Source organism: Proteus faecis (genome assembly GCF_003144395.1).
In the GTDB taxonomy this organism is placed as follows: Bacteria; Pseudomonadota; Gammaproteobacteria; order Enterobacterales; family Enterobacteriaceae; genus Proteus; species Proteus faecis.
Genome location: NZ_PENZ01000007.1, coordinates 157,023 through 175,383, shown reverse-complemented (window position 1 = coordinate 175,383; position 18,361 = coordinate 157,023). Strand labels below are relative to the sequence as shown.

Below are 18,361 nucleotides of genomic sequence, written 5' to 3'. Positions count from 1 at the left end.
CAGTTATTTTTATGTGTATTATTTTTATTAACGGCTACAATATAAATCCATACGGTCGTATTGAAAAGGGGTTTTTTTATGGGGCGTCAAAGAACCATTGATAGAGAAAAATTGTTAGAAGCTATCTTCGACATTGTGATGGAGCAAGGGGCAGCTGCATTAACGATTGACACAGTTGCCAAAAAAATGGGGATCTCAAAAGGAGGGGTTCAATACTGTTTTAGCAGTAAAGAGGCAATGATTGATGCCATGTTTGAACACTGGGAAGGCAGTTATGAAACGCAATTTAAAAAAATCGTTGAAAATAATAACTCACCTGATAATCGGGTCACTGCACATATTCACGCCACACATCATCACGATAAAGTCTCTTTTGCCAAAGGCGCGAGTTTGATGGCTGCATTGCTACAAACGCCTGAATATTTACAAAGTACAAAAGAGTGGTATCAGCAACGATTAGCAGGTGTAGATACGACAACAGAAGCCGGAAAACGTGCTCGATTGGCATTTTTAGCGACAGAAGGTACCTTTTTATTGCGTTATTTTGGATTAATGGATATCGATGATAATGAATGGCAATCTATCTTTGAAGATATTGGTTCAGAGTTACTTCAGCAAGGGAAAGGGCAATAAAAAAGCATGTTGTTAATGAGAAGAAGAACATGCTTTTTATTGAAGATAATTGAGCTAAATGGAATTAGTAATACATAGCAATGAGTTTATTATCGAGCTCTTTAACGTCAACGGGTGTATCGAAAATATCTTCAATAATATCCGCTTTCATGATCTCTTTTGGTGAACCGTGATAATACAGTTGTCCGTTACGCATGGCTAAAATATAGTCAGAGTAAACAGAGGCAAAATTGATATCATGGATCACGATAATAATGGTTTTTCCTAATTCATCTGCGGCTTTTCGCAGAAGTTTCATCATTATCACTGCATGTTTCATATCAAGATTATTCAGTGGTTCATCAAGCATCACATATTCGGTGTCTTGGCATAGCACCATCGCAACATAGGTACGTTGACGTTGTCCGCCTGATAACTCATCTAGATAGCGATGACGAAATTCAGTCAAATTTAAAAAGGCTAATGACTCATCAATGACTTTTTTATCGTCTAGTGTTAAACGCCCTTTACTGTAAGGATAGCGTCCAAAACCGACTAATTCTTCTACGGTTAAACGACTAACAAACTGGTTTTCTTGGCGTAGTATTGAGAGATTCTTAGCAAGAACATCGCTATCAGTTGCAGCAACATCCATACCATTAACGCTAACCATCCCGCTTTCAGGAAGTAGTAAACGTCCAATAACTGAAAGTAGTGTGGATTTCCCCGCGCCATTAGGACCTATGATCGAAGTAATACCGCCACGTTGAATTGTTGTTGTTATATTATCGAGAACAGTTGTGTCTTGATAATGTTTTGATATCTTGCTGATTTCAATCATATTAAAGTCTTCTTAACACCAAATAGATAAAGAACATCCCACCAACAAACTCAATCACAACAGAAAGTGTTCCTGTCATTTTTAAGCCATATTCTAAAACCAGTTGTCCACCGATTAAGGCAATAGTACCCAGTAGGAAGGCCACGGGCATCAAGAAACGGTGCTGGCTACTGCCACTGATATGATAAGCCAGGTTAGCTACAATTAAACCCAAGAAGGTTAATGGGCCAACTAAAGCGGTAGAAACGGCAACTAAAACAGAAATCAGTAATAGAATATAAGTGGTCTGTTTACGGTAATTAATACCGAGGTTAATGGCATTGGCTTGTCCTAATGCCATTACATCAAAGCTATAACGCATACGCCAAAGTAAAACACCAACAACCACAATAATGGCTAAAGAGCAAAAGATAAGATCAGGAGTGGCACGAGTAAAGGTGGCAAACATGCGACCTTGTAAGATGGAAAACTCATTAGGATCCATCAAGCGTTGTAATAGCGTAGCTGAACTACGAAATAGAGTTCCTAAAATAATCCCAATCATGAGGACTAAATTGATGTTAAAGCGTACAGAGCTAAACAGCCAGCGGTAGAGTACAACGGAAAATAGTACGAGTAATGTTGATTCTAAGAAGAACTTTGATAGGTTTAGCATCCACGAGGCAGGCATATCACCTTCAAAGAAAACAAACACGGTTTGTAACAACACAAACAGGGCTTCTAACCCCATAAGTGATGGGGTCAAAATACGGTTATTGGCAATAGTTTGAAACAATATCGTGGAGACACCTGCGGCAAAAGCTACCACAATCATCGTAAGAATAATGTAAGCACGGTGGGTCAGAATATAAGAGATATTGCCGTTTAGATTTATCGTCATAAATAGCACAATAGCTAATAACGATGCCCCTAATAATAACCAGATACGAGACATAGGTGAGAGGCGTGTTTTCTTATGTTCGACAGCGCCAGTACATTTGCTAATTATGGATGAATTAACTTTTTGCATAACGTTGCTGCTTTAGTAGTAAGAAAAGGAAAATAATAGCACCCACAGCGCCTAAAATAACGCTGGCAGGAATTTCAAATGGATAGCGAATAAGGCGTCCAATCACATCACACAGTAAAACAATCGCCCCACCACTTAAGCAAACCCAAGGGATAGTTTTACGAATATTATCCCCCATTATTAAGCTCACCAAATTGGGCACAATTAAACCAAGGAAAGGCAATGCACCTACAACAGAAACCACAACACCACTAATAAGCGCAATAATCGATAATCCTATTATCATTACTTTGCGGTAATTCAGCCCCACGTTAATGGAGAATTCTCGCCCCATTCCGGCAACAGTAAAACTATCTGCAACCCAACACGCCATGATTGCCAGCGCACCCACAAGCCATAACAGCTCATAACGGCCTTGTAACACACTTGAGAAATCGCCACTTGTCCATGCATCTAATGATTGCAGTAAATCGAAGTACACCGCTAAGAAAATGGTGAGTGCGCCAATAACCGCACTGAGCATAATGCCGACTAAAGGAACTATCAGTGTTGTTTTTAAAGTGATCTTTTGCAGAAGCAACATAAACAACAACGTACCAAGAAGGGCGAAAACAGTTGCGACCATCATTTTGGTGAAGATGCCTGCTGCTGGAAAGAGCAGCATGACGACTAATAATCCAAGACTTGCAGATTGCGTTGTTCCAGCAAGAGAAGGTTCGACAAAGCGGTTTTGGGTGAGCAGTTGCATAATTAATCCTGCAACACTAATGGCACCACCAGCGAGTAATAATGATAGAGTTCTTGGAACACGGCTGATAAAGAAGATATCGCGCATATCGGGATCAGTAAAAAGCGAAGCAGGAGTAATATCTCCTGCGCCGACGAATAGACTGATCATTGAGAGGATAGCGATAACCCCTATCCCCAATGATAAATGGAACGTTTTCATTCAGTTACTTTATTTTTTTGATCCAAGGCCTGATTAATTGTATCCATTAAACGAGAGTAAGTTTGGATCCCGCCGGAGATATAAATGGAACTTGCATCAAGATAGATAACTTGGTCTTTGTTCCAAGCATTTACTTTTCTAACTAGTGCATTATCAAGAACTTGTTTAGCAGGTTGTGAATCTTCACGGCCAATAGCTGCGTCACGGTCAATAACAAACAGCCAGTCTGGATTAAGTTTTAGCAGTAATTCAGAGTTCACGATATTGCCGTGTGAGCCAGGGCTATCAAAAACATAAGCCGGTTCAAAACCTAATACATCATAAATAAAGCCAAAGCGTGAGCTTGGGCCATAAGCAGAAATTTTACCACCACTGACTAAAACCACCATTGCTTTACCTGCGTCTGGTGTTTTGGTTTTTACGGTATCAATTTTGCTATTGAAATCAGCCAGTAGTTTTTTAGCTTGTTCTTCTTTGCCAAAAATTTGACCTAATGTTGTTGTGCGTTCAGCTAGGCTTTCAACGAAACGCTTAGGATCGATATCCATTGAAATCGCGGGTGCAATTTCACTTAATTTAGAATACGCATCACGAGCACGACTACCACTTAAAATTAAATCAGGTGCTGTTGTGCTGAGCTTCTCATAGTTCGGCTCAAATAATGCACCTTCATTGATATAGTCGTTCGGATTGGTGTATTTCTCTAAAAATTTTGGTAAATGAACATTCGTTTGTGGAAGACCAACAATAGGAACACCTAATGCATCAATAATATCAAGGGTTTCCATATTCATCACAACCACTTTTTGCGGGTGTGCAGGGATTTCAGTTGTCCCTTGGAAATGTTCAATCGTGAGAGTTTGTTTCTCCGCTGATTGTGCTGTTGATGTGTCTTGAGCGTTATCACAACCTGCGATAACAAGTGAAGAAAGCAGTAAAAACAGTGGGCTTAATGACTTTTTAAACATTCTCTTTCCCATATTGTTGCAACACGAAATAACACGGATCTTTACAGCGGTGGCTTAAAGGTCGATCCACAAAGAAGACGATAATACCATTAAAGACATAAAGAGTAATGATACTAATTCACATTCTCATAATAATAAAGAATTAACTTGACTAAAATGGCGAAACTTTGTGAGAGATCATTAAAGGAAAATAAAGAACAAATTTTGTGACGTGAAAGAACTCTTAAGATTATTTGCTCAATTTGTGAAGAGTGTCAAAAGAGTAGGTCAAGGAGAGACAATTCTTAACCACTAAGAAATATCGTTAGCCAGTATCATTGCGTATACTTCATTCAAGCAGAAACAATCCTTATTTTAATCTTACTTCGGTTTCTGTACTGACACAGTAATGAATGCACAAGAGAAAGCCTTGTTATCTCTAGGGTAAATCGTTGCCAACTCAAGAGGGTTTTATGCAAAAGAAATATATTTACTTATTTTGTTCTGCTGGCATGTCAACATCCCTTCTCGTGACCAAAATGCGAGCACAAGCAGAAAAATATCAAGTGCCTGTGGTTATTGAAGCATTTCCTGAAACCTTAGCAGCACAAAAAGGACAGGATGCGGATCTAATTTTACTTGGTCCACAAATTAGTTGGATGTTGCCTGATATCCAAAAATTACTCCCTAATAAACCGGTCGAAGTGATCGATTCTTTGTTATACGGAAAAGTAGATGGCTTAGGTGTGTTAAAAGCCGCTGTCGCCTCTATTAAAAAAGCATCTGCAACAACAAATTAATTCTATTTTTTATTTTTTTATTATTTCTATTCCAGTCAAAGAGCGAATTTTTCAGCAAGCCGAGCAATTAGCGGCATTTTAAGGGTATTTTTCTATGAGTAAGTTTATTGGTTCACTTGAAAAGGTACTCCTTCCTTTTGCGGTTAAAATTGGAAAGCAACCTCACGTTAATGCGATTAAAAATGGTTTTATTCGTTTAATGCCGTTAACCCTTGCAGGGGCAATGTTTGTACTTATCAATAACGTTTTTCTTAGTTTTGGTGAAGGCTCCTTCTTTTATTCTTTAGGTATCCGCCTTGATGCATCAACAATAGAAACGCTCAATGGTTTTAAAGCCATTGGGGGGAATGTCTATAATGGTACATTGGGTATCATGTCATTAATGACACCTTTTTTTATCGGTATGGGATTAGCCGAAGAGCGTAAGGTCGATCCTATCGCTGCTGGGTTACTCTCTATCGCTGCGTTTATGACCGTCACACCTTATAATGCTGGTGGGGCGTATGCTGTTGGCGCCAACTGGTTAGGGGGCGCGAATGTTATTTCAGGTATTATTATCGGTCTTGTTGTTGCTGAAATGTTCACCTTTATTGTGCGCCGTAATTGGGTGATCCGCTTACCTGATAGCGTACCCGTTTCTGTTTCACGTTCATTTTCAGCCTTAATCCCTGGTTTTATTATCTTATCTGTTATGGGAATTGTTTCGTGGGGATTAGGACATTATGAGACACATTTCCACCAAGTTATTTTAGACTCTATCTCAACGCCTTTAGCCTCATTAGGCTCAGTAGTGGGTTGGGCGTATGTTATCTTCACATCATTGTTATGGTTCTTTGGTATTCATGGCTCACTGGCGCTGACAGCGCTTGATAGTGGCATTATGACACCATGGGCATTAGAGAATATTGCGATTTACACAGAGTACGGTTCTGTTGAAGCGGCATTAGCGGCAGGTAAGACATTCCATCTCTGGGCCAAACCGATGTTAGACTCCTTTATCTTCTTAGGGGGCACAGGGGCAACGCTGGGGCTGATCTTGGCTATCTTTATCGCATCTCGTCGCGCTGATCATCGCCAAGTGGCAAAACTGGCATTACCAGCGGGTTTATTCCAAATTAACGAACCGATTATTTTTGGTTTGCCTATTATCATGAACCCAGTGATGTTTATTCCCTTTATTCTTATTCAGCCTATTCTTGCCGCAATTACTGTGACAGCTTATTACTTAGGGATAATCCCACCGGTAACAAATATAGCGCCATGGACGATGCCAACGGGGTTAGGTGCATTCTTTAACACTAACGGCAGTATCGCAGCACTGTTATTAGCGCTGTTTAACTTGGGTGTAGCAACACTGATTTATCTTCCTTTCGTCATCATCTCAAACAAAGCACAAACTGAAATTGAGAAAGAAGAGAGTGAAGAAGATATTGCCAATGCATTGAAATTTTAAGTTATAGAAAAGAAGTGCAGAGCTTGCTCTGCACTTTCTAGAGTCAAAGAGGATATACCATGTTAGATATTGAAAATGCAGTTGATAGCAGTGCTACGGAAGATGAATTTGAAGAGATCATCATGGGGCTTATCATTAACTCAGGACAAGCTCGTAGTGTGGCTTATGGCGCATTAAAGAAAGCCAAAGAGGGTGATTTTGAAGGCGCTAGAAAATTAATGGAACAATCTCGCGAAGCATTAAATGAAGCACATAAAATACAGACACGTTTAATTGGTGATGACCAAGGTGTCGGAAAAACGAAAGTCAGCTTGGTCTTAGTTCACGCGCAAGATCATTTAATGACATCGATGTTAGCCAGAGAGTTAGTGACAGAATTAATCGAGTTACATGAGAAGATAAAATAAGATGAATATCATGGTGGAGTCATTGAGAGCACAAAGCGAAATACGCATGGTCTATGAAGATCAGCTATTTAATGGCAAAAATTTTCATGTCTTTATTTATAATAAAACAGAAAGTGTCAGTGGTCTGCATCAACATGATTATTATGAATTCACCATTGTTTTAACCGGGCGTTATTATCAAGAGATTAATGGTAAGAAGGTTTTATTAGAGCGGGGAGATTTTGTTTTCATCCCCATAGGCTCTCATCACCAAAGTTTCTATGATTTTGGTGCAACACGTATTTTAAATGTGGGAATTAGTAAAGCCTTTTTTGATAAACATTATCTCTCGTTATTGCCTTCTTATTTTATCGCTTCACAAGTTTATGAATTAAAAAATGAGTTTCTCTCCTATATTGAATCCGTTATTGGCTCATTGAATTTCCGCCATACCGAATTTAATGAATTTATTGAAATTGTCACCTTTAATGTGGTGAATAGATTACGACACCATCGAGAAAATAGAACGCAAGACGATATTCCCTTATGGCTGCGAGACACGATAAGCGAGATGCATGACAAACAAAAATTTGGTGAAAATGCATTAGTTAATATGGTGATGTTATCAGGGAAATCACAAGAATATTTAACCCGAGCAACTCGGCGTTATTACGATAAAACACCAATGCAAATTATTCATGATATCCGAATTAATTTTGCGAAAAAGCAATTGGAAATTACCAATTATTCGATAACAGATATTGCCTTTGATGCGGGTTACAGTAGTCCTAGTTTATTTATTAAGACATTTAAGAAAATAACTTCGCTAACCCCAAATAGTTATCGGAAAAATTTATGTAGTATTAAAGAAACAAACTAATTCATTATTAGGCGTAATAAATTAATCAACAATAAAGATTAATTTTATTGAAATAAGAGAGAAAGAAGAAAATAAGCTTATTTTCTTCATGGTTCTTTACGCCTTAATTTTGCCATTAATACACAAATAGCAGCATTATTACGCTGTATGGGAGTGTTTTATGAGTCATAAATTAAAAGTAGTTACCATTGGCGGTGGAAGCAGTTATACACCTGAATTATTAGAAGGTTTTATTAAACGTTATCATGAACTGCCGATCACTGAATTATGGTTAGTGGATGTAGAAGAAGGAAAAGAGAAGCTCGATATTATTTTTGAGCTTTGCCAGCGCATGGTAAAAAAGGCGGGTATTCCTTTAGCCATCTATAAAACGCTTGATCGTCGTGAAGCATTAAAAGAGGCGGATTTTGTCACAACACAGTTACGTGTTGGTCAATTGAAAGCAAGAGAACTTGATGAATCTATTCCGTTAAGTCATGGCTATTTAGGACAAGAAACTAATGGTGCAGGTGGGTTATTTAAAGGCTTACGCACTATTCCTGTTATTTTCGATATTATTAAGGATGTTGAAGAGATTTGCCCTAATGCGTGGATCATCAACTTTACAAATCCAGCAGGCATGGTAACAGAAGCTGTTTATCGTCATACCAATTTTAAGAAGTTTATTGGGGTTTGTAATATTCCAATCGGTATGAAGATGTTTATTACAGATGTGTTGAAGTTAACGGATAAAGATGAACTTTCCATTGATTTATTTGGCTTAAATCACATGGTGTTTATTAAAGACGTTATTGTAAATGGCCAATCTCGTTTTCCTGAATTATTAGACGGTGTGGCTTCAGGCACATTAACTGCGGGCTCGGTGAAGAATATTTTTGACCTACCCTTTAGTGAGGGATTGATCCGCTCTCTTAATCTGTTGCCATGCTCTTATTTACTGTATTACTTCAAGCAAAAAGAGATGTTAGCTATTGAAATGGGTGAATACTATAAAGGTGGGGCGCGCGCTAAAGTAGTACAAAAAGTCGAAAAGCAACTGTTTGAATTGTACAAAGATCCTGATTTAAATATCAAACCGAAAGAGTTGGAATTACGTGGAGGGGCCTATTATTCGGATGCCGCCTGTGAAGTGATTAATGCTATTTATAATGATAAACAAGCTGAGCATTATGTGAATATTCCTCATCATGGTCATATCGATAATATTCCAGCAGATTGGTCAATTGAAGTGACTGCTATTTTAGGGCGTGATGGTGCTAAACCTCATCCACGTTTAACGCATTTTGATGAAAAAGTGATGGGATTAATTCATACCATCAAAGCCTTTGAAATCGCGGCCAGCAAAGCGGCTATTAGTGGTGAATTAAATGATGCTTTATTAGCAATGAACTTAACGCCGTTAGTACTTTCCGATAAAGATTCAGAAGTGCTTACGCGCGAAATGTTATTAGCGCATAAAGCGCATCTCCCTAATTTTGCTAAAGCAATTGCTGAGTTAGAAAAAGCCGCTCATTAATTGTCGGTAGATAAAAATAAGTAATAAGGAGACAGAATGGCTGGTTTATTAATTGTGAATGCAGATGATTTTGGACTGAGTAAAGGCCAAAACTACGGCATTGCAGAGTGTTTTCGTCATGGAGTGGTTAGTTCAACAACGGCACTTGTCAATGCTGAAGGAATTAAACATGCAGCACAATTGTGTCATGAGTTGCCTGGATTAGGTGTTGGACTTCATTTTACATTGACGATGGGTAAACCGCTGTCTCCTTTACCTTCTTTAACGCGTGAAGGTGTACTGGGGAAATGGGTATGGCAAATGGCAGAAGAGGGTAGTTTACCGCTTGATGAAATTCGTGTTGAACTTAAAGCACAATATCAGCGTTTTATTGAGATCTTTGGTCGTGAGCCAGACCATATTGATAGCCACCATCATGTACATATGTTTAAGCAAATTTTTCCCATTGTAGCGGAGTTCGCCAGAGAAAAATCGCTACCAATACGCGTTGATAGACTGTTTGCACATAAAGAAGGGATTAATACTGAGGGTGTGATAAGTAGTGATGGTTTTGATAGCCAATTTTATGGAGATGAAATCACACAAGCATTATTTTTAAAGGTGCTTGATGAATCGAAAGCGCGTCATGAGCATTCTATTGAAGTGATGACACACCCCGCTTTTGTGGATAATCCATTACGAGCGAGTGGTTATTGTTTCCAGCGCTTAACGGAACTTGAAGTATTAACAGATATGACGTTAAAACAAGCGATTATTGAACGAGGTTATCAATTGGGAACGTATCAAGATTTAATGAAATGATTTGGAATGTGGTTTAGATGATTGATGTCTGTGTTATTCCCTGGTGTGGGTCTTTTGCATGATTTTGCCTCTGTTTGTTATAAAGCAGAGGCGTTTTTATTTTTGTCACCGTAGAAATCAAAACCGATAACCAATATTGCTGATAAGTGCATAACTTGGATAACTTTTCCCTTCCATTTTAAAGTAACTGCCTTCATAGCCTAAAGTCAGTGTAATATTTTGTGATGATGTAAATGTGATACCTGTTCCCCAACTGACAGATTTAGATGAATTATCTTTATTTATATTTTCTTTTGTTTGATAACTTATGCCACTGGCACCAATTGTAGTATAGAGATCAATAAACGGTGTTAGCGCATAAGCGGGGCCTAAGGTGATAGAAGCATAGCGTAATCGACGATTATCTGATAATGGTTGATGAGATAACGTTCCTGCAAGTTGTATAGAGATTTTTTTATTAGCTTGAGGTAATGCTTGAATTCTCATATTAATCCCATTCGCTGTGGGTAAATCTTTTACTTTGATATAAGCATAACCAATAGAATATAATGTACGATCACTTTTAGCATAAGTGAAAGAAGTAAAGAGTAATGTAAAGAATAATAATATTTTTATCATAAGAATAGTAAATTTAATAATTAAAAAAAGAAAAAGCACATACTATAAAATAATATGTGCTTAAGTTTAATTAAAAACGATAACCGATATTAGCAATGAAACCATCTAAGATAATTCGATTATCGGTATTTTTAAATTTAAAACGGCTATTTTCATATCCAAGAGAAATAGAAACCATTTCTGCTGGGTTAATAATTAAACCTGCACCCCAACTAAATGCATTTTTCTTTACTTTTTTTAATTCTGAATCGTCGGATTTAAACTGAACTTGGCTCATACCTGCCGTACCATAAACACTAACAAAATCATTTAAACGTACTGTGGGGCCAGCCATAACAGAGTAATAACGCACAGTTACGTCTTTAAAAAAAGTATTAACAGGCTTATTTAAATCATATTCATTTTGGGCATAAGTTGCTGTTGCTAAAACACCAAATTGTGAATTAACTTCTTGACGAATAGAAAAAACACCACCGTGTATTGGATCTTGACCTGCCATTTTGATTTGTGCATAACCCGCTGAAAGTGTGGTTTTATCTAATTTAAAGTCGTTTTGGGCATAAACAGAAGAAGTAGCCAATAGACCAGTTATAAATAAAGTTGATAGTAATTTTGTTTTCATTAGTCATATCCCATAATTTAAATAATAATGTGTTATTAAGCGAGGGGATTATAATGATGAGTTTATTTTTAATGGAATAAAAAATAGCACGCTAATTTAAATACGGTTGTTTTATTAAAGATGTGTATTAATTTCAATGAATATTAAATAAATAATAATTTAAATGTGATATGAATTACTATATAAATAAAAAATAATAATTAAAATAAAGAAAAAGGCTCTCTAAATAATAATAGAGAGCCTTTTTAGGTTTATTTAAGGCCTAAATCACTTTGCAGGTTAATGACTTGATTTTGTAAATTTTCTAACTCAAGCTGTTTTTCCATCACTGATTTTGATGGATTGTTTTGTGCCGCTTTCATTTGCTTGTCAATTTCATTGATCTGTTTTTGAATATCATTTTGCCCTTTCGTTTTTTGGCGAATTTGATTTAACAGATTATTCATTGATTGGTTTAATGCTTGTTGGCTAGCTTGTTTACTTTTGAGAGAGGCGTTGGTTTGTTGCTTTTCTTTCTCGATAGCAGCAAAAACGGCTTTAAACTCCGTATTTAATGCTTTCTCATTTGCTAAAATAGCTTGTTTTTGCTCAATGCGATTGTCGTAAGTCCCTGAATAATTACAGTTAAACTTAGTAATTATACTAACATCACCGGTTGTTGGATCGCAATCCGCGGGATTGGTGACACAACCGCTTAATAGTAAGCTTATGCCAACAAGGGAAAGAGGTAAAAGTTTCATTATCATCCTTTTTAACGTTAACTAAGTTTTATTGCTGTACGTTGAGTATAAAGGCTATCAAGTTCTTCTTGTAAAGAGGCAACTTGTTGCTTCATCCCATCAATTTGTTTATCAAGTTGTGCCGTTTTTAGACCATCTTGACGGCTTTGAGTGGCGATATCTCGCCATTCGGCTTCACGTTTTTTCATATCGGCTAAGCGAGAACGCAATGCTGCGATATTGGCATCAACGCCTTTCAGTTGTTTCTCAGCCGCTTCTTTATTTAAACGTTGCTGTTTCATATCTTGCTGAATTTTTGCAATCGCTTTTTTATCATCAGCAATAACGGCTTTTGCGGTGTTAGAGGCGCTTTGTAAGTGCTGATTTTCTTTTTGAATATCAGCAATCATGGAATTGAGCATCTCTTCTTTAGAAGCATAATTTTGACGTTTATTATCTAAATAGGCATTTGCACCAATCCCGACGCCACAGCCCGCGACAGCAGCAATAAGCATACATGCGCCCTTATTGCTTGAGTTTGAGACGAGACAGCCTAAGGCACCGATTGCCGCACCACCGGCACAAGCCGTGATACCGGATTTGCTGAAAAACTCCATATCGCTATTATTTGTTAAACGAGGATCTGCCCCTTTATTACTTTGGCATCCTGATAGGGCAAGTAAAGCACTAATGCCAAGTGTTGCCATAAATTGTTTGTTCATACCACACCTATTATCCCAAGTCTCTGTTATTGTTTTTTGCACGCTTCAAGCCATTCATTCCGTGAAACTTTACCGTTAGCCCAATATCCTTGAAGTCCTTGCATATACGTTGAAAGGTACGTATTTAAATTTGATTTACCTCTGGCCTCCATCAATTGGCGTACCACTTCAACTTGAGGTTTTACTAACGAGGCGTCGTATGTTGTTGCCATATCCACTAAGGTGTCAGCGTAATAGCTCACAACAAAGTCGAGGGTTTTCTTATGTTCGTTGACTTGTTCTTGACGTCGTTCACAAGTGGCATCTTTTGTGCCTACAGGACAATTTTTTTCATGTAATGCGATTAATCGGTCGTAGAACTCGCCATCATCTTTTAATTTGGTACATAAAAAAGCGCCTAATTGCAGTGAAGTACGGATAGCTTGGTCACGTTGCTCATCTCGCAGTTGTGCATTTGCTCGTAATGTATTTTTCAATTCAGCTAACTGTTTTTTCAGTGCTTCATCTTGTACTTGGGTCGAGAGCGTATTTAGGCTATTAATGGAGTTATCACTATTGTTTTTTGATTTACTATTTGTCGGCTTTTCATTACCTAATTGTTGCCACTCTTTTTCTATCTCTTTGATTTTGTCACGTGATGTTAATGCTGGGGCGACAATAGCTAAACGAAAGCCAGTGTATTTGTTTTTATTGGCACCAGTATTGGTGTAATAAGGCTCTTCTTGACGCCACGAACTTCGCATATCGCTTTCTGGGGTGAGATAACTACCACCGCGCACAATAAAGCCACCAGCTTGTCCATGTAAGCGGTCGAGTTTATTGAGCCTAAAAGGCTCAAACATCATTTCAGCGACATTACCCAACATGTCATGTAAGCCTAGAGGATTGGGTGATAACAAACCGGTGAGTTGTAATGAGCCATTAGCAGATTGGCTACCTGCTGACCAAATATAGTTTTTGGTACCTTCTGGCATTGGGAAACGTATGTCACGAAATTCTGAAGCTGAGACTTTTAAACCGCCGCGGGCGGCAAATTCCCACTCCGTTTCTGTTGGTAATCGAGCAAAACCTTTTGCGCCATCTTCAACAGGGAGTGCTTCGGGATGTTTGCTTCTTAACCATTGGTTATATTGATCTGCAAATTGCATCGCTTCGTACCAACTGATATTCACTTTTGGTAAGCGTAATTTATTTGCAGCAACAGGGCACTCTTTACCATTAATCACGCTCTGCATGGCGTTATATTGCAGATCGGTAACAGGGTATTTTGCCATAAGGTAGTAACGACCTTTTTCTTTACCTTTTAATGGAAAGCTACCCGCAATATGTTCTGCTCGTGATTGTTCTAAATAACCCCATTCATCACCTTCTTGCCCCAGGGTGATACTGTAATCTTGTAATGGCTGGCTTAAGGGGATGGTGACTTGGCGAAACACCATGGAACCTTCACAAGGGAAAGGCAAGATCACATCATCAGGCAACGCTTTTGGGTTAACGAATTTATCGTCCCATTTGGCAGATGCGGTAAAACTGCTAGATAACAGCGCGAATGATAAAGTTAGAAGCGATAAATTAAATTTCACGTAAGCTCTCCGCAGGTTCAATCGAAACGGCACGTAATGCGCCAATACTTGCCACGAGTAAGGCCACAAGCAAGGCACTGCACATAGCGATTAATAAATCCCAAAATGTTAACTGACAGACAAAGGCTTGTTCAGGTAAATGTGTGCCTAATAATGTGGTAAATAAGGTGCTACCGATGCCGTAAAGCCCAAGGGCTAAAATAAAGGCAACACTGGTTAATAACAGCGCTTGCAACACAATATATAAAGAGACGGCAAATTGACGAAAACCTAATAGGCGTAGTACTGCCATGTCTTTACGTTTACGGTCAATATTGGCAAGGAATGCGCCAATTAATGAGGCAATACAGCCTAATAGTGATACCCAAGCAATGACGGAAAAGATAACGTTAAGGACGTAGCTGATAGCTTTTACAGACTCTATTTGGCTTTTTTGTGTCATCACATCAATGTGTTGTTGTCTAAACCAATCATCTAGTGGTGCAATGGCATCTAAATTTTTTGCATAAAGGCGAGCTTTGGCAAACTGGGTTCTTAATTTCGCTTCGATGCCTTGTGTGACGCCAAAAAGAGGTGCTTGATAACCATCTCGGTAATCTTCCATTGCCACTAAAACATCAAGAGAAACAAAAGCCGCTGCTCTTGGAAATTTACTATCACTGATAATGCCACCGATAGTAAAGGTACGTTTGGCTCGTTCATTAACGCCATTAAGCTTACGGCTGATAAATAAGCGCACACTATCGCCTACATTCGCCTGTAGTTTTTGTGCCGCATTGGCAGAGAGCACTAAAGTGTCCGCATTTTTGGGAATAGTCACATCTGTTAATAAAGGATCGTTTTCTGCCGTTGGGATAATTTCAGCGTTATCAATAAAATGCTGTCCATCAATCACAATATCGGCTTGTGTGTTTAAGCTACGTGTTAATGGGATAACAAAACGGACTTCTTCTTTTTGCGCAATTTCATCAAACCAGCTTTGTGGATAATTACCATTGCCTAACATCCGTATTTCAAGGTTACGAGGATCATTTAGCAGTTGGTTGTGAAGTTGCGTCACAATGCCGTTTTTTAGCCCAAACAGCAGTAACAGTGGCGCAATCACTGAGACTAAAGAGAACACAATACAGAGCGCGACTTTGCGATCATAAATTAAGTCACGCCAAGCGAGTGAGCTGAGTAAGCCGAGGCGATTGGGATGGATATTATTGTTTGAGAAAGACACTACCGCCCCCTTGTAGTTGTGCATGATAGTGGCTAAATTCAAAACGCTCGACTAAAGACCAGTCGTGACTAACAACCAGCGCAGAGATATCGAGTTGTTTTACCATCTCCACAATCAATGCATATAACGCTTGTGCATTATGGGGATCAAGAGCAGCTGTGGGCTCATCGGCAAGCAGTAAAGCGGGCTCATGGGCAATTGCGCGAATAAAAGCAGCACGTTGGCGTTCACCAATAGAGAGCTGGCGAGGAAAACGATCAAGTAAAGGACGTAACTGTAGATGCTCAATAGCGTGATCAAGCCAAGCGGAGTGTTGGGTTAACCCCAGCATCTTACGAGGTAATTGAATATTTTGTATGACGGTTAAAAAGGGAAGTAACCCACCACTTTGGAGCATAAAACCCAAGTTCTTAGCACGCAATGATGCGAGTTGAGTCTGCTCATTATGCAATACCGCTTGGGTGATAATGACATTATCACCGAGTTGGAAATGCGCTAATTCATCTGGACGTAAGATTAGCCCTATCATTTCTAGTAAGGTACTTTTACCACAACCACTTAACCCAGTTAACGCGCAGATTTCTCCTTTTTCAAGGGTCAATGAAGGAAGCGCAACACGAAAACCATGTTGCGCATCACCACGCGTAATTGCCATGCCTTCAATCTGGATCATTAAGGCAAGTTTTCCAGTGGAACAGGATAAACGTGATCGCGAGGATCGCTTTGTGGTGCAAGGGATATCCAACGATCAACATCTTCGTTATAACGTTGATAGTATTGCAACTTGGTATTGAGACGACGGATAAATTTCTCTTGCTCTAGCCCATCCCAGCTTTTCCATGTCTCTTCATCTAAGCCAAGGACTTCACTTAAGTAAGGGAGATTTTCAATGTATTCACCTAATAATCCCATTTCACCTAACTTGGTTGCTGAACCTTGTTTGATTTGATTTGGATCGTTACCCATAGTGGCAGCGATTGAGCGTAAATCCGCAAACATATTGTCAGGCGAGATCAAACCTTCATTAGCCGCATTCACGATTTTTTTCATGACATCACTTAAATCGCTCAACTCACTTTTCGTCAATAAAACCTGTACTTCTGTGGTTGGGATATTTTGCTGTAATAAGTCCCGATCACTTATCCATGCTTGAAAGACTGGAGGCGCTTTTGTACCTTGTTTTTCACCTAAATAAGCTAAACGCATGGCATAGCCTAAATCGTGTGCATCACTAAGTAAGGTGTCTGTCTCTTTATCTTTGCCATAAGTAGGATCAGCATTTAATGCACTTCCCACAGTGGCTTCGCCACGATAAGCCGTTTGAATTTGAGTGGTGACAGCGGTTGCCAGACTGTCTACCATGCGACCAAAACTATTTACATCCCCTGAGTTGATAGGGTAGTAAAGTGATTTGTGTAAGAACGGATTAAGCGTTAATGCTTCATATTGCGTTTGTGCAGAAGCGTGATTTTTTGCACCTGATGGCGTTTTTAAATGCAGTGTATAAAGTGCAACACCGCGATAAGCCGCTTCTTGGCGAATTTGTTCAGCATCGAGCTTAGTTGATGAAAGAGGATCATCTCCTGTTAATGCACCTGCATCAGTGATTAAAATAATGTAACGCGCACCAAAGCGTGTCCAATCAACATCATCAAGGGCTTGCATTACGCCAGCATAAGCATCTTCATCAAAACGGCTACTTGAGACTTTAGCTTGGCGTAATTCTTTAACTTTATTCAGAAAATCAGGGCCATCTTTTACATCATTGGGATTTACAAACATCTTGCTGTCGTATTCCAATGCTGGTACGGCTTTGATATTAGAGCGAAACGCCACTAAACCAAATTTTACCTTATCCAACATATTGTCTTTTTCGACTTGTGCATAAACCTTTTGGATCGCTTGTTTGGTTCTATCAATATAAGGATCCATGGATATTGTTGAGTCGATAACAAACACCACTGCGGCAGAAAAACCTTGCATCATATTGTCAGCATCTTTGCTATTCGGTGTCGCTGGTTTTGTACTGTTTGCAGTTGCATTCTGTGCGTCTTTGCTGTCTTTAGCTTGTGAAGAAACAGAAGCCACATTGAGCAGTCGCACTTTATAGCCCGCATCAGTAAAGACTTCATCCGATCCTAATACAGGCAGTAGATAGAAATTACTTTTCTGATCAATCATATAATCAGGCTCTTTTGCTAAAATAGCCGGATTGACTTTTTGGTTTTTGATATCTGCTAAAAAGGGTTTGTACTGTTTTTCAGGCGTTGGGCTTTCAAGTAAGCTTTCAACCGTTTGCTTATCTTTGAAAAACAGCATTGGGTTACGACCCGCAGGGTTAGTAAATGCGAGTGTTAACTGCATTTTCCATTCTGAGGTACAACTTGCATTCATCCAGCCACTAATATGACCTAAGCTATCAGGGCCAACTTGTAACCACTCATTAGCGCCCTGTGTTTGGCGTTGATAAACATAAAAACGGCTAAATGCAGGTTGCTCTTTACCTTTTGCGCCAATAGTGTCAGTGATTTGGCAACCCGGGTAAGTTAATACACGTTGATAGAGGGTCTTTTTACCCTCTTGTAATAGTGGCTTTTTCTCTTCAGCACTTGCTGGCGCTGTTAGAATTAAACCACTGAGAATAAGCGTAAGCCAATGCGCCTTTTTCATGCGACTTT

19 protein-coding genes are annotated in these 18,361 nt (G+C 38.9%); 7 read left to right on the top strand and 12 right to left on the bottom strand.

Features of this window, described 5'->3' with window-relative positions; all coding sequences use genetic code 11:
* Positions 1–78: 78 nt before the first annotated feature.
* A complete protein-coding gene (locus tag DK858_RS01855; protein ID WP_109395976.1) occupies positions 79–633 on the top strand; it encodes a TetR/AcrR family transcriptional regulator in 555 nt (184 codons plus the stop codon).
* 64 nt (positions 634–697) lie between these two features.
* Here the strand turns inward: DK858_RS01855 and DK858_RS01850 are convergent, their stop codons facing one another.
* Genes DK858_RS01850 through DK858_RS01835 form a run of 4 tightly spaced genes read right to left on the bottom strand, consistent with a single transcriptional unit; the run spans position 698 to position 4,379 of the window.
* Positions 698–1,453, bottom strand: a complete 756-nt coding sequence (locus DK858_RS01850; protein ID WP_109395975.1) for an iron ABC transporter ATP-binding protein — start codon at positions 1,451–1,453, stop codon at positions 698–700.
* A 1-nt stretch (position 1,454) separates the two neighbouring features.
* Positions 1,455–2,462, bottom strand: coding sequence for an iron chelate uptake ABC transporter family permease subunit (locus DK858_RS01845; RefSeq protein ID WP_109395974.1), 1,008 nt, complete (start codon positions 2,460–2,462; stop codon positions 1,455–1,457).
* Entirely contained in the window at positions 2,449–3,411 is a 963-nt protein-coding gene (locus DK858_RS01840) for an ABC transporter permease (protein WP_109395973.1), read from the bottom strand. The genes DK858_RS01845 and DK858_RS01840 overlap by 14 nt, the downstream gene beginning before the upstream one ends.
* Positions 3,408–4,379 carry a siderophore ABC transporter substrate-binding protein gene (locus DK858_RS01835; RefSeq protein WP_109395972.1) on the bottom strand — a complete coding sequence of 324 codons (972 nt, stop codon included), beginning with the start codon at positions 4,377–4,379 and terminating at the stop codon, positions 3,408–3,410. Before DK858_RS01835 ends, DK858_RS01840 begins: the two co-directional genes overlap by 4 nt.
* 452 nt (positions 4,380–4,831) lie before the next feature.
* Here DK858_RS01835 and DK858_RS01830 point away from each other — a divergent pair, with 452 nt between their 5' ends.
* The 6 genes from DK858_RS01830 to chbG all read left to right on the top strand — a co-directional run bounded on the left by DK858_RS01830 (position 4,832) and on the right by chbG (position 10,194).
* A complete protein-coding gene (locus DK858_RS01830) occupies positions 4,832–5,158 on the top strand; it encodes a PTS sugar transporter subunit IIB (protein WP_006534491.1) in 327 nt (108 codons plus the stop codon).
* 94 nt (positions 5,159–5,252) lie between these two features.
* Positions 5,253–6,611: a PTS N,N'-diacetylchitobiose transporter subunit IIC gene (gene chbC, locus DK858_RS01825; RefSeq protein WP_109395971.1), complete on the top strand. Its 1,359-nt coding sequence runs from the start codon at positions 5,253–5,255 to the stop codon at positions 6,609–6,611.
* Between the two features lie 59 nt (positions 6,612–6,670).
* Entirely contained in the window at positions 6,671–7,018 is a 348-nt protein-coding gene (gene chbA / locus DK858_RS01820) for a PTS N,N'-diacetylchitobiose transporter subunit IIA (RefSeq protein WP_109395970.1), read from the top strand.
* A gap of 10 nt (positions 7,019–7,028) precedes the next feature.
* Positions 7,029–7,877, top strand: a complete 849-nt coding sequence (gene chbR / locus DK858_RS01815) for a transcriptional regulator ChbR (protein ID WP_109396019.1) — start codon at positions 7,029–7,031, stop codon at positions 7,875–7,877.
* A gap of 160 nt (positions 7,878–8,037) precedes the next feature.
* Positions 8,038–9,393, top strand: coding sequence for a 6-phospho-beta-glucosidase (locus DK858_RS01810; protein ID WP_109395969.1), 1,356 nt, complete (start codon positions 8,038–8,040; stop codon positions 9,391–9,393).
* A gap of 36 nt (positions 9,394–9,429) precedes the next feature.
* Positions 9,430–10,194, top strand: a complete 765-nt coding sequence (chbG, locus tag DK858_RS01805; protein ID WP_109395968.1) for a chitin disaccharide deacetylase — start codon at positions 9,430–9,432, stop codon at positions 10,192–10,194.
* Positions 10,195–10,311: 117 nt separating this feature from the next.
* Here the strand turns inward: chbG and DK858_RS01800 are convergent, their stop codons facing one another.
* The 8 genes from DK858_RS01800 to DK858_RS01765 all read right to left on the bottom strand — a co-directional run bounded on the left by DK858_RS01800 (position 10,312) and on the right by DK858_RS01765 (position 18,353).
* A complete protein-coding gene (locus tag DK858_RS01800; RefSeq protein ID WP_162556436.1) occupies positions 10,312–10,812 on the bottom strand; it encodes an outer membrane beta-barrel protein in 501 nt (166 codons plus the stop codon).
* A gap of 70 nt (positions 10,813–10,882) precedes the next feature.
* Positions 10,883–11,434, bottom strand: coding sequence for an Ail/Lom family outer membrane beta-barrel protein (locus tag DK858_RS01795; RefSeq protein ID WP_109395966.1), 552 nt, complete (start codon positions 11,432–11,434; stop codon positions 10,883–10,885).
* Positions 11,435–11,685: 251 nt separating this feature from the next.
* Positions 11,686–12,174, bottom strand: a complete 489-nt coding sequence (locus DK858_RS01790) for a hypothetical protein (protein ID WP_109395965.1) — start codon at positions 12,172–12,174, stop codon at positions 11,686–11,688.
* A gap of 17 nt (positions 12,175–12,191) precedes the next feature.
* Complete coding sequence (locus DK858_RS01785) at positions 12,192–12,875, bottom strand: hypothetical protein (protein ID WP_109395964.1); 684 nt, start codon at positions 12,873–12,875, stop codon at positions 12,192–12,194.
* Positions 12,876–12,901: 26 nt separating this feature from the next.
* Positions 12,902–14,458 carry a formylglycine-generating enzyme family protein gene (locus tag DK858_RS01780; protein WP_194294820.1) on the bottom strand — a complete coding sequence of 519 codons (1,557 nt, stop codon included), beginning with the start codon at positions 14,456–14,458 and terminating at the stop codon, positions 12,902–12,904.
* On the bottom strand, positions 14,448–15,683 hold the full coding sequence (locus DK858_RS01775) for an ABC transporter permease (protein WP_228407148.1): 1,236 nt from the start codon (positions 15,681–15,683) through the stop codon (positions 14,448–14,450). Before DK858_RS01775 ends, DK858_RS01780 begins: the two co-directional genes overlap by 11 nt.
* The gene (locus tag DK858_RS01770) at positions 15,664–16,356 is read right to left on the bottom strand and encodes an ABC transporter ATP-binding protein (protein WP_109395962.1); all 693 of its coding nucleotides are present in this window, start codon (positions 16,354–16,356) and stop codon (positions 15,664–15,666) included. Before DK858_RS01770 ends, DK858_RS01775 begins: the two co-directional genes overlap by 20 nt.
* Positions 16,356–18,353, bottom strand: a complete 1,998-nt coding sequence (locus DK858_RS01765; RefSeq protein ID WP_109395961.1) for a vWA domain-containing protein — start codon at positions 18,351–18,353, stop codon at positions 16,356–16,358. Before DK858_RS01765 ends, DK858_RS01770 begins: the two co-directional genes overlap by 1 nt.
* Between the last annotated feature and the right edge of the window lie 8 nt (positions 18,354–18,361).

Excerpts from the sequence above, each read along its gene's own strand:
- DK858_RS01790 (WP_109395965.1), bottom strand. The coding sequence starts at position 12,174 with ATGAAACTTTTACCTCTTTCCCTTGTTGGCATAAGCTTACTATTAAGC.
- DK858_RS01845 (WP_109395974.1), bottom strand. The coding sequence starts at position 2,462 with ATGCAAAAAGTTAATTCATCCATAATTAGCAAATGTACTGGCGCTGTC.
- DK858_RS01840 (WP_109395973.1), bottom strand. The coding sequence starts at position 3,411 with ATGAAAACGTTCCATTTATCATTGGGGATAGGGGTTATCGCTATCCTC.
- DK858_RS01830 (WP_006534491.1), top strand. The coding sequence starts at position 4,832 with ATGCAAAAGAAATATATTTACTTATTTTGTTCTGCTGGCATGTCAACA.
- DK858_RS01785 (WP_109395964.1), bottom strand. The coding sequence starts at position 12,875 with ATGAACAAACAATTTATGGCAACACTTGGCATTAGTGCTTTACTTGCC.
- DK858_RS01795 (WP_109395966.1), bottom strand. The coding sequence starts at position 11,434 with ATGAAAACAAAATTACTATCAACTTTATTTATAACTGGTCTATTGGCT.
- chbC (WP_109395971.1), top strand. The coding sequence starts at position 5,253 with ATGAGTAAGTTTATTGGTTCACTTGAAAAGGTACTCCTTCCTTTTGCG.
- DK858_RS01770 (WP_109395962.1), bottom strand. The coding sequence starts at position 16,356 with ATGATCCAGATTGAAGGCATGGCAATTACGCGTGGTGATGCGCAACAT.
- chbA (WP_109395970.1), top strand. The coding sequence starts at position 6,671 with ATGTTAGATATTGAAAATGCAGTTGATAGCAGTGCTACGGAAGATGAA.
- DK858_RS01835 (WP_109395972.1), bottom strand. The coding sequence starts at position 4,379 with ATGTTTAAAAAGTCATTAAGCCCACTGTTTTTACTGCTTTCTTCACTT.
- DK858_RS01765 (WP_109395961.1), bottom strand. The coding sequence starts at position 18,353 with ATGAAAAAGGCGCATTGGCTTACGCTTATTCTCAGTGGTTTAATTCTA.
- chbR (WP_109396019.1), top strand. The coding sequence starts at position 7,029 with ATGGTGGAGTCATTGAGAGCACAAAGCGAAATACGCATGGTCTATGAA.
- DK858_RS01810 (WP_109395969.1), top strand. The coding sequence starts at position 8,038 with ATGAGTCATAAATTAAAAGTAGTTACCATTGGCGGTGGAAGCAGTTAT.
- DK858_RS01800 (WP_162556436.1), bottom strand. The coding sequence starts at position 10,812 with ATGATAAAAATATTATTATTCTTTACATTACTCTTTACTTCTTTCACT.
- chbG (WP_109395968.1), top strand. The coding sequence starts at position 9,430 with ATGGCTGGTTTATTAATTGTGAATGCAGATGATTTTGGACTGAGTAAA.
- DK858_RS01850 (WP_109395975.1), bottom strand. The coding sequence starts at position 1,453 with ATGATTGAAATCAGCAAGATATCAAAACATTATCAAGACACAACTGTT.
- DK858_RS01855 (WP_109395976.1), top strand. The coding sequence starts at position 79 with ATGGGGCGTCAAAGAACCATTGATAGAGAAAAATTGTTAGAAGCTATC.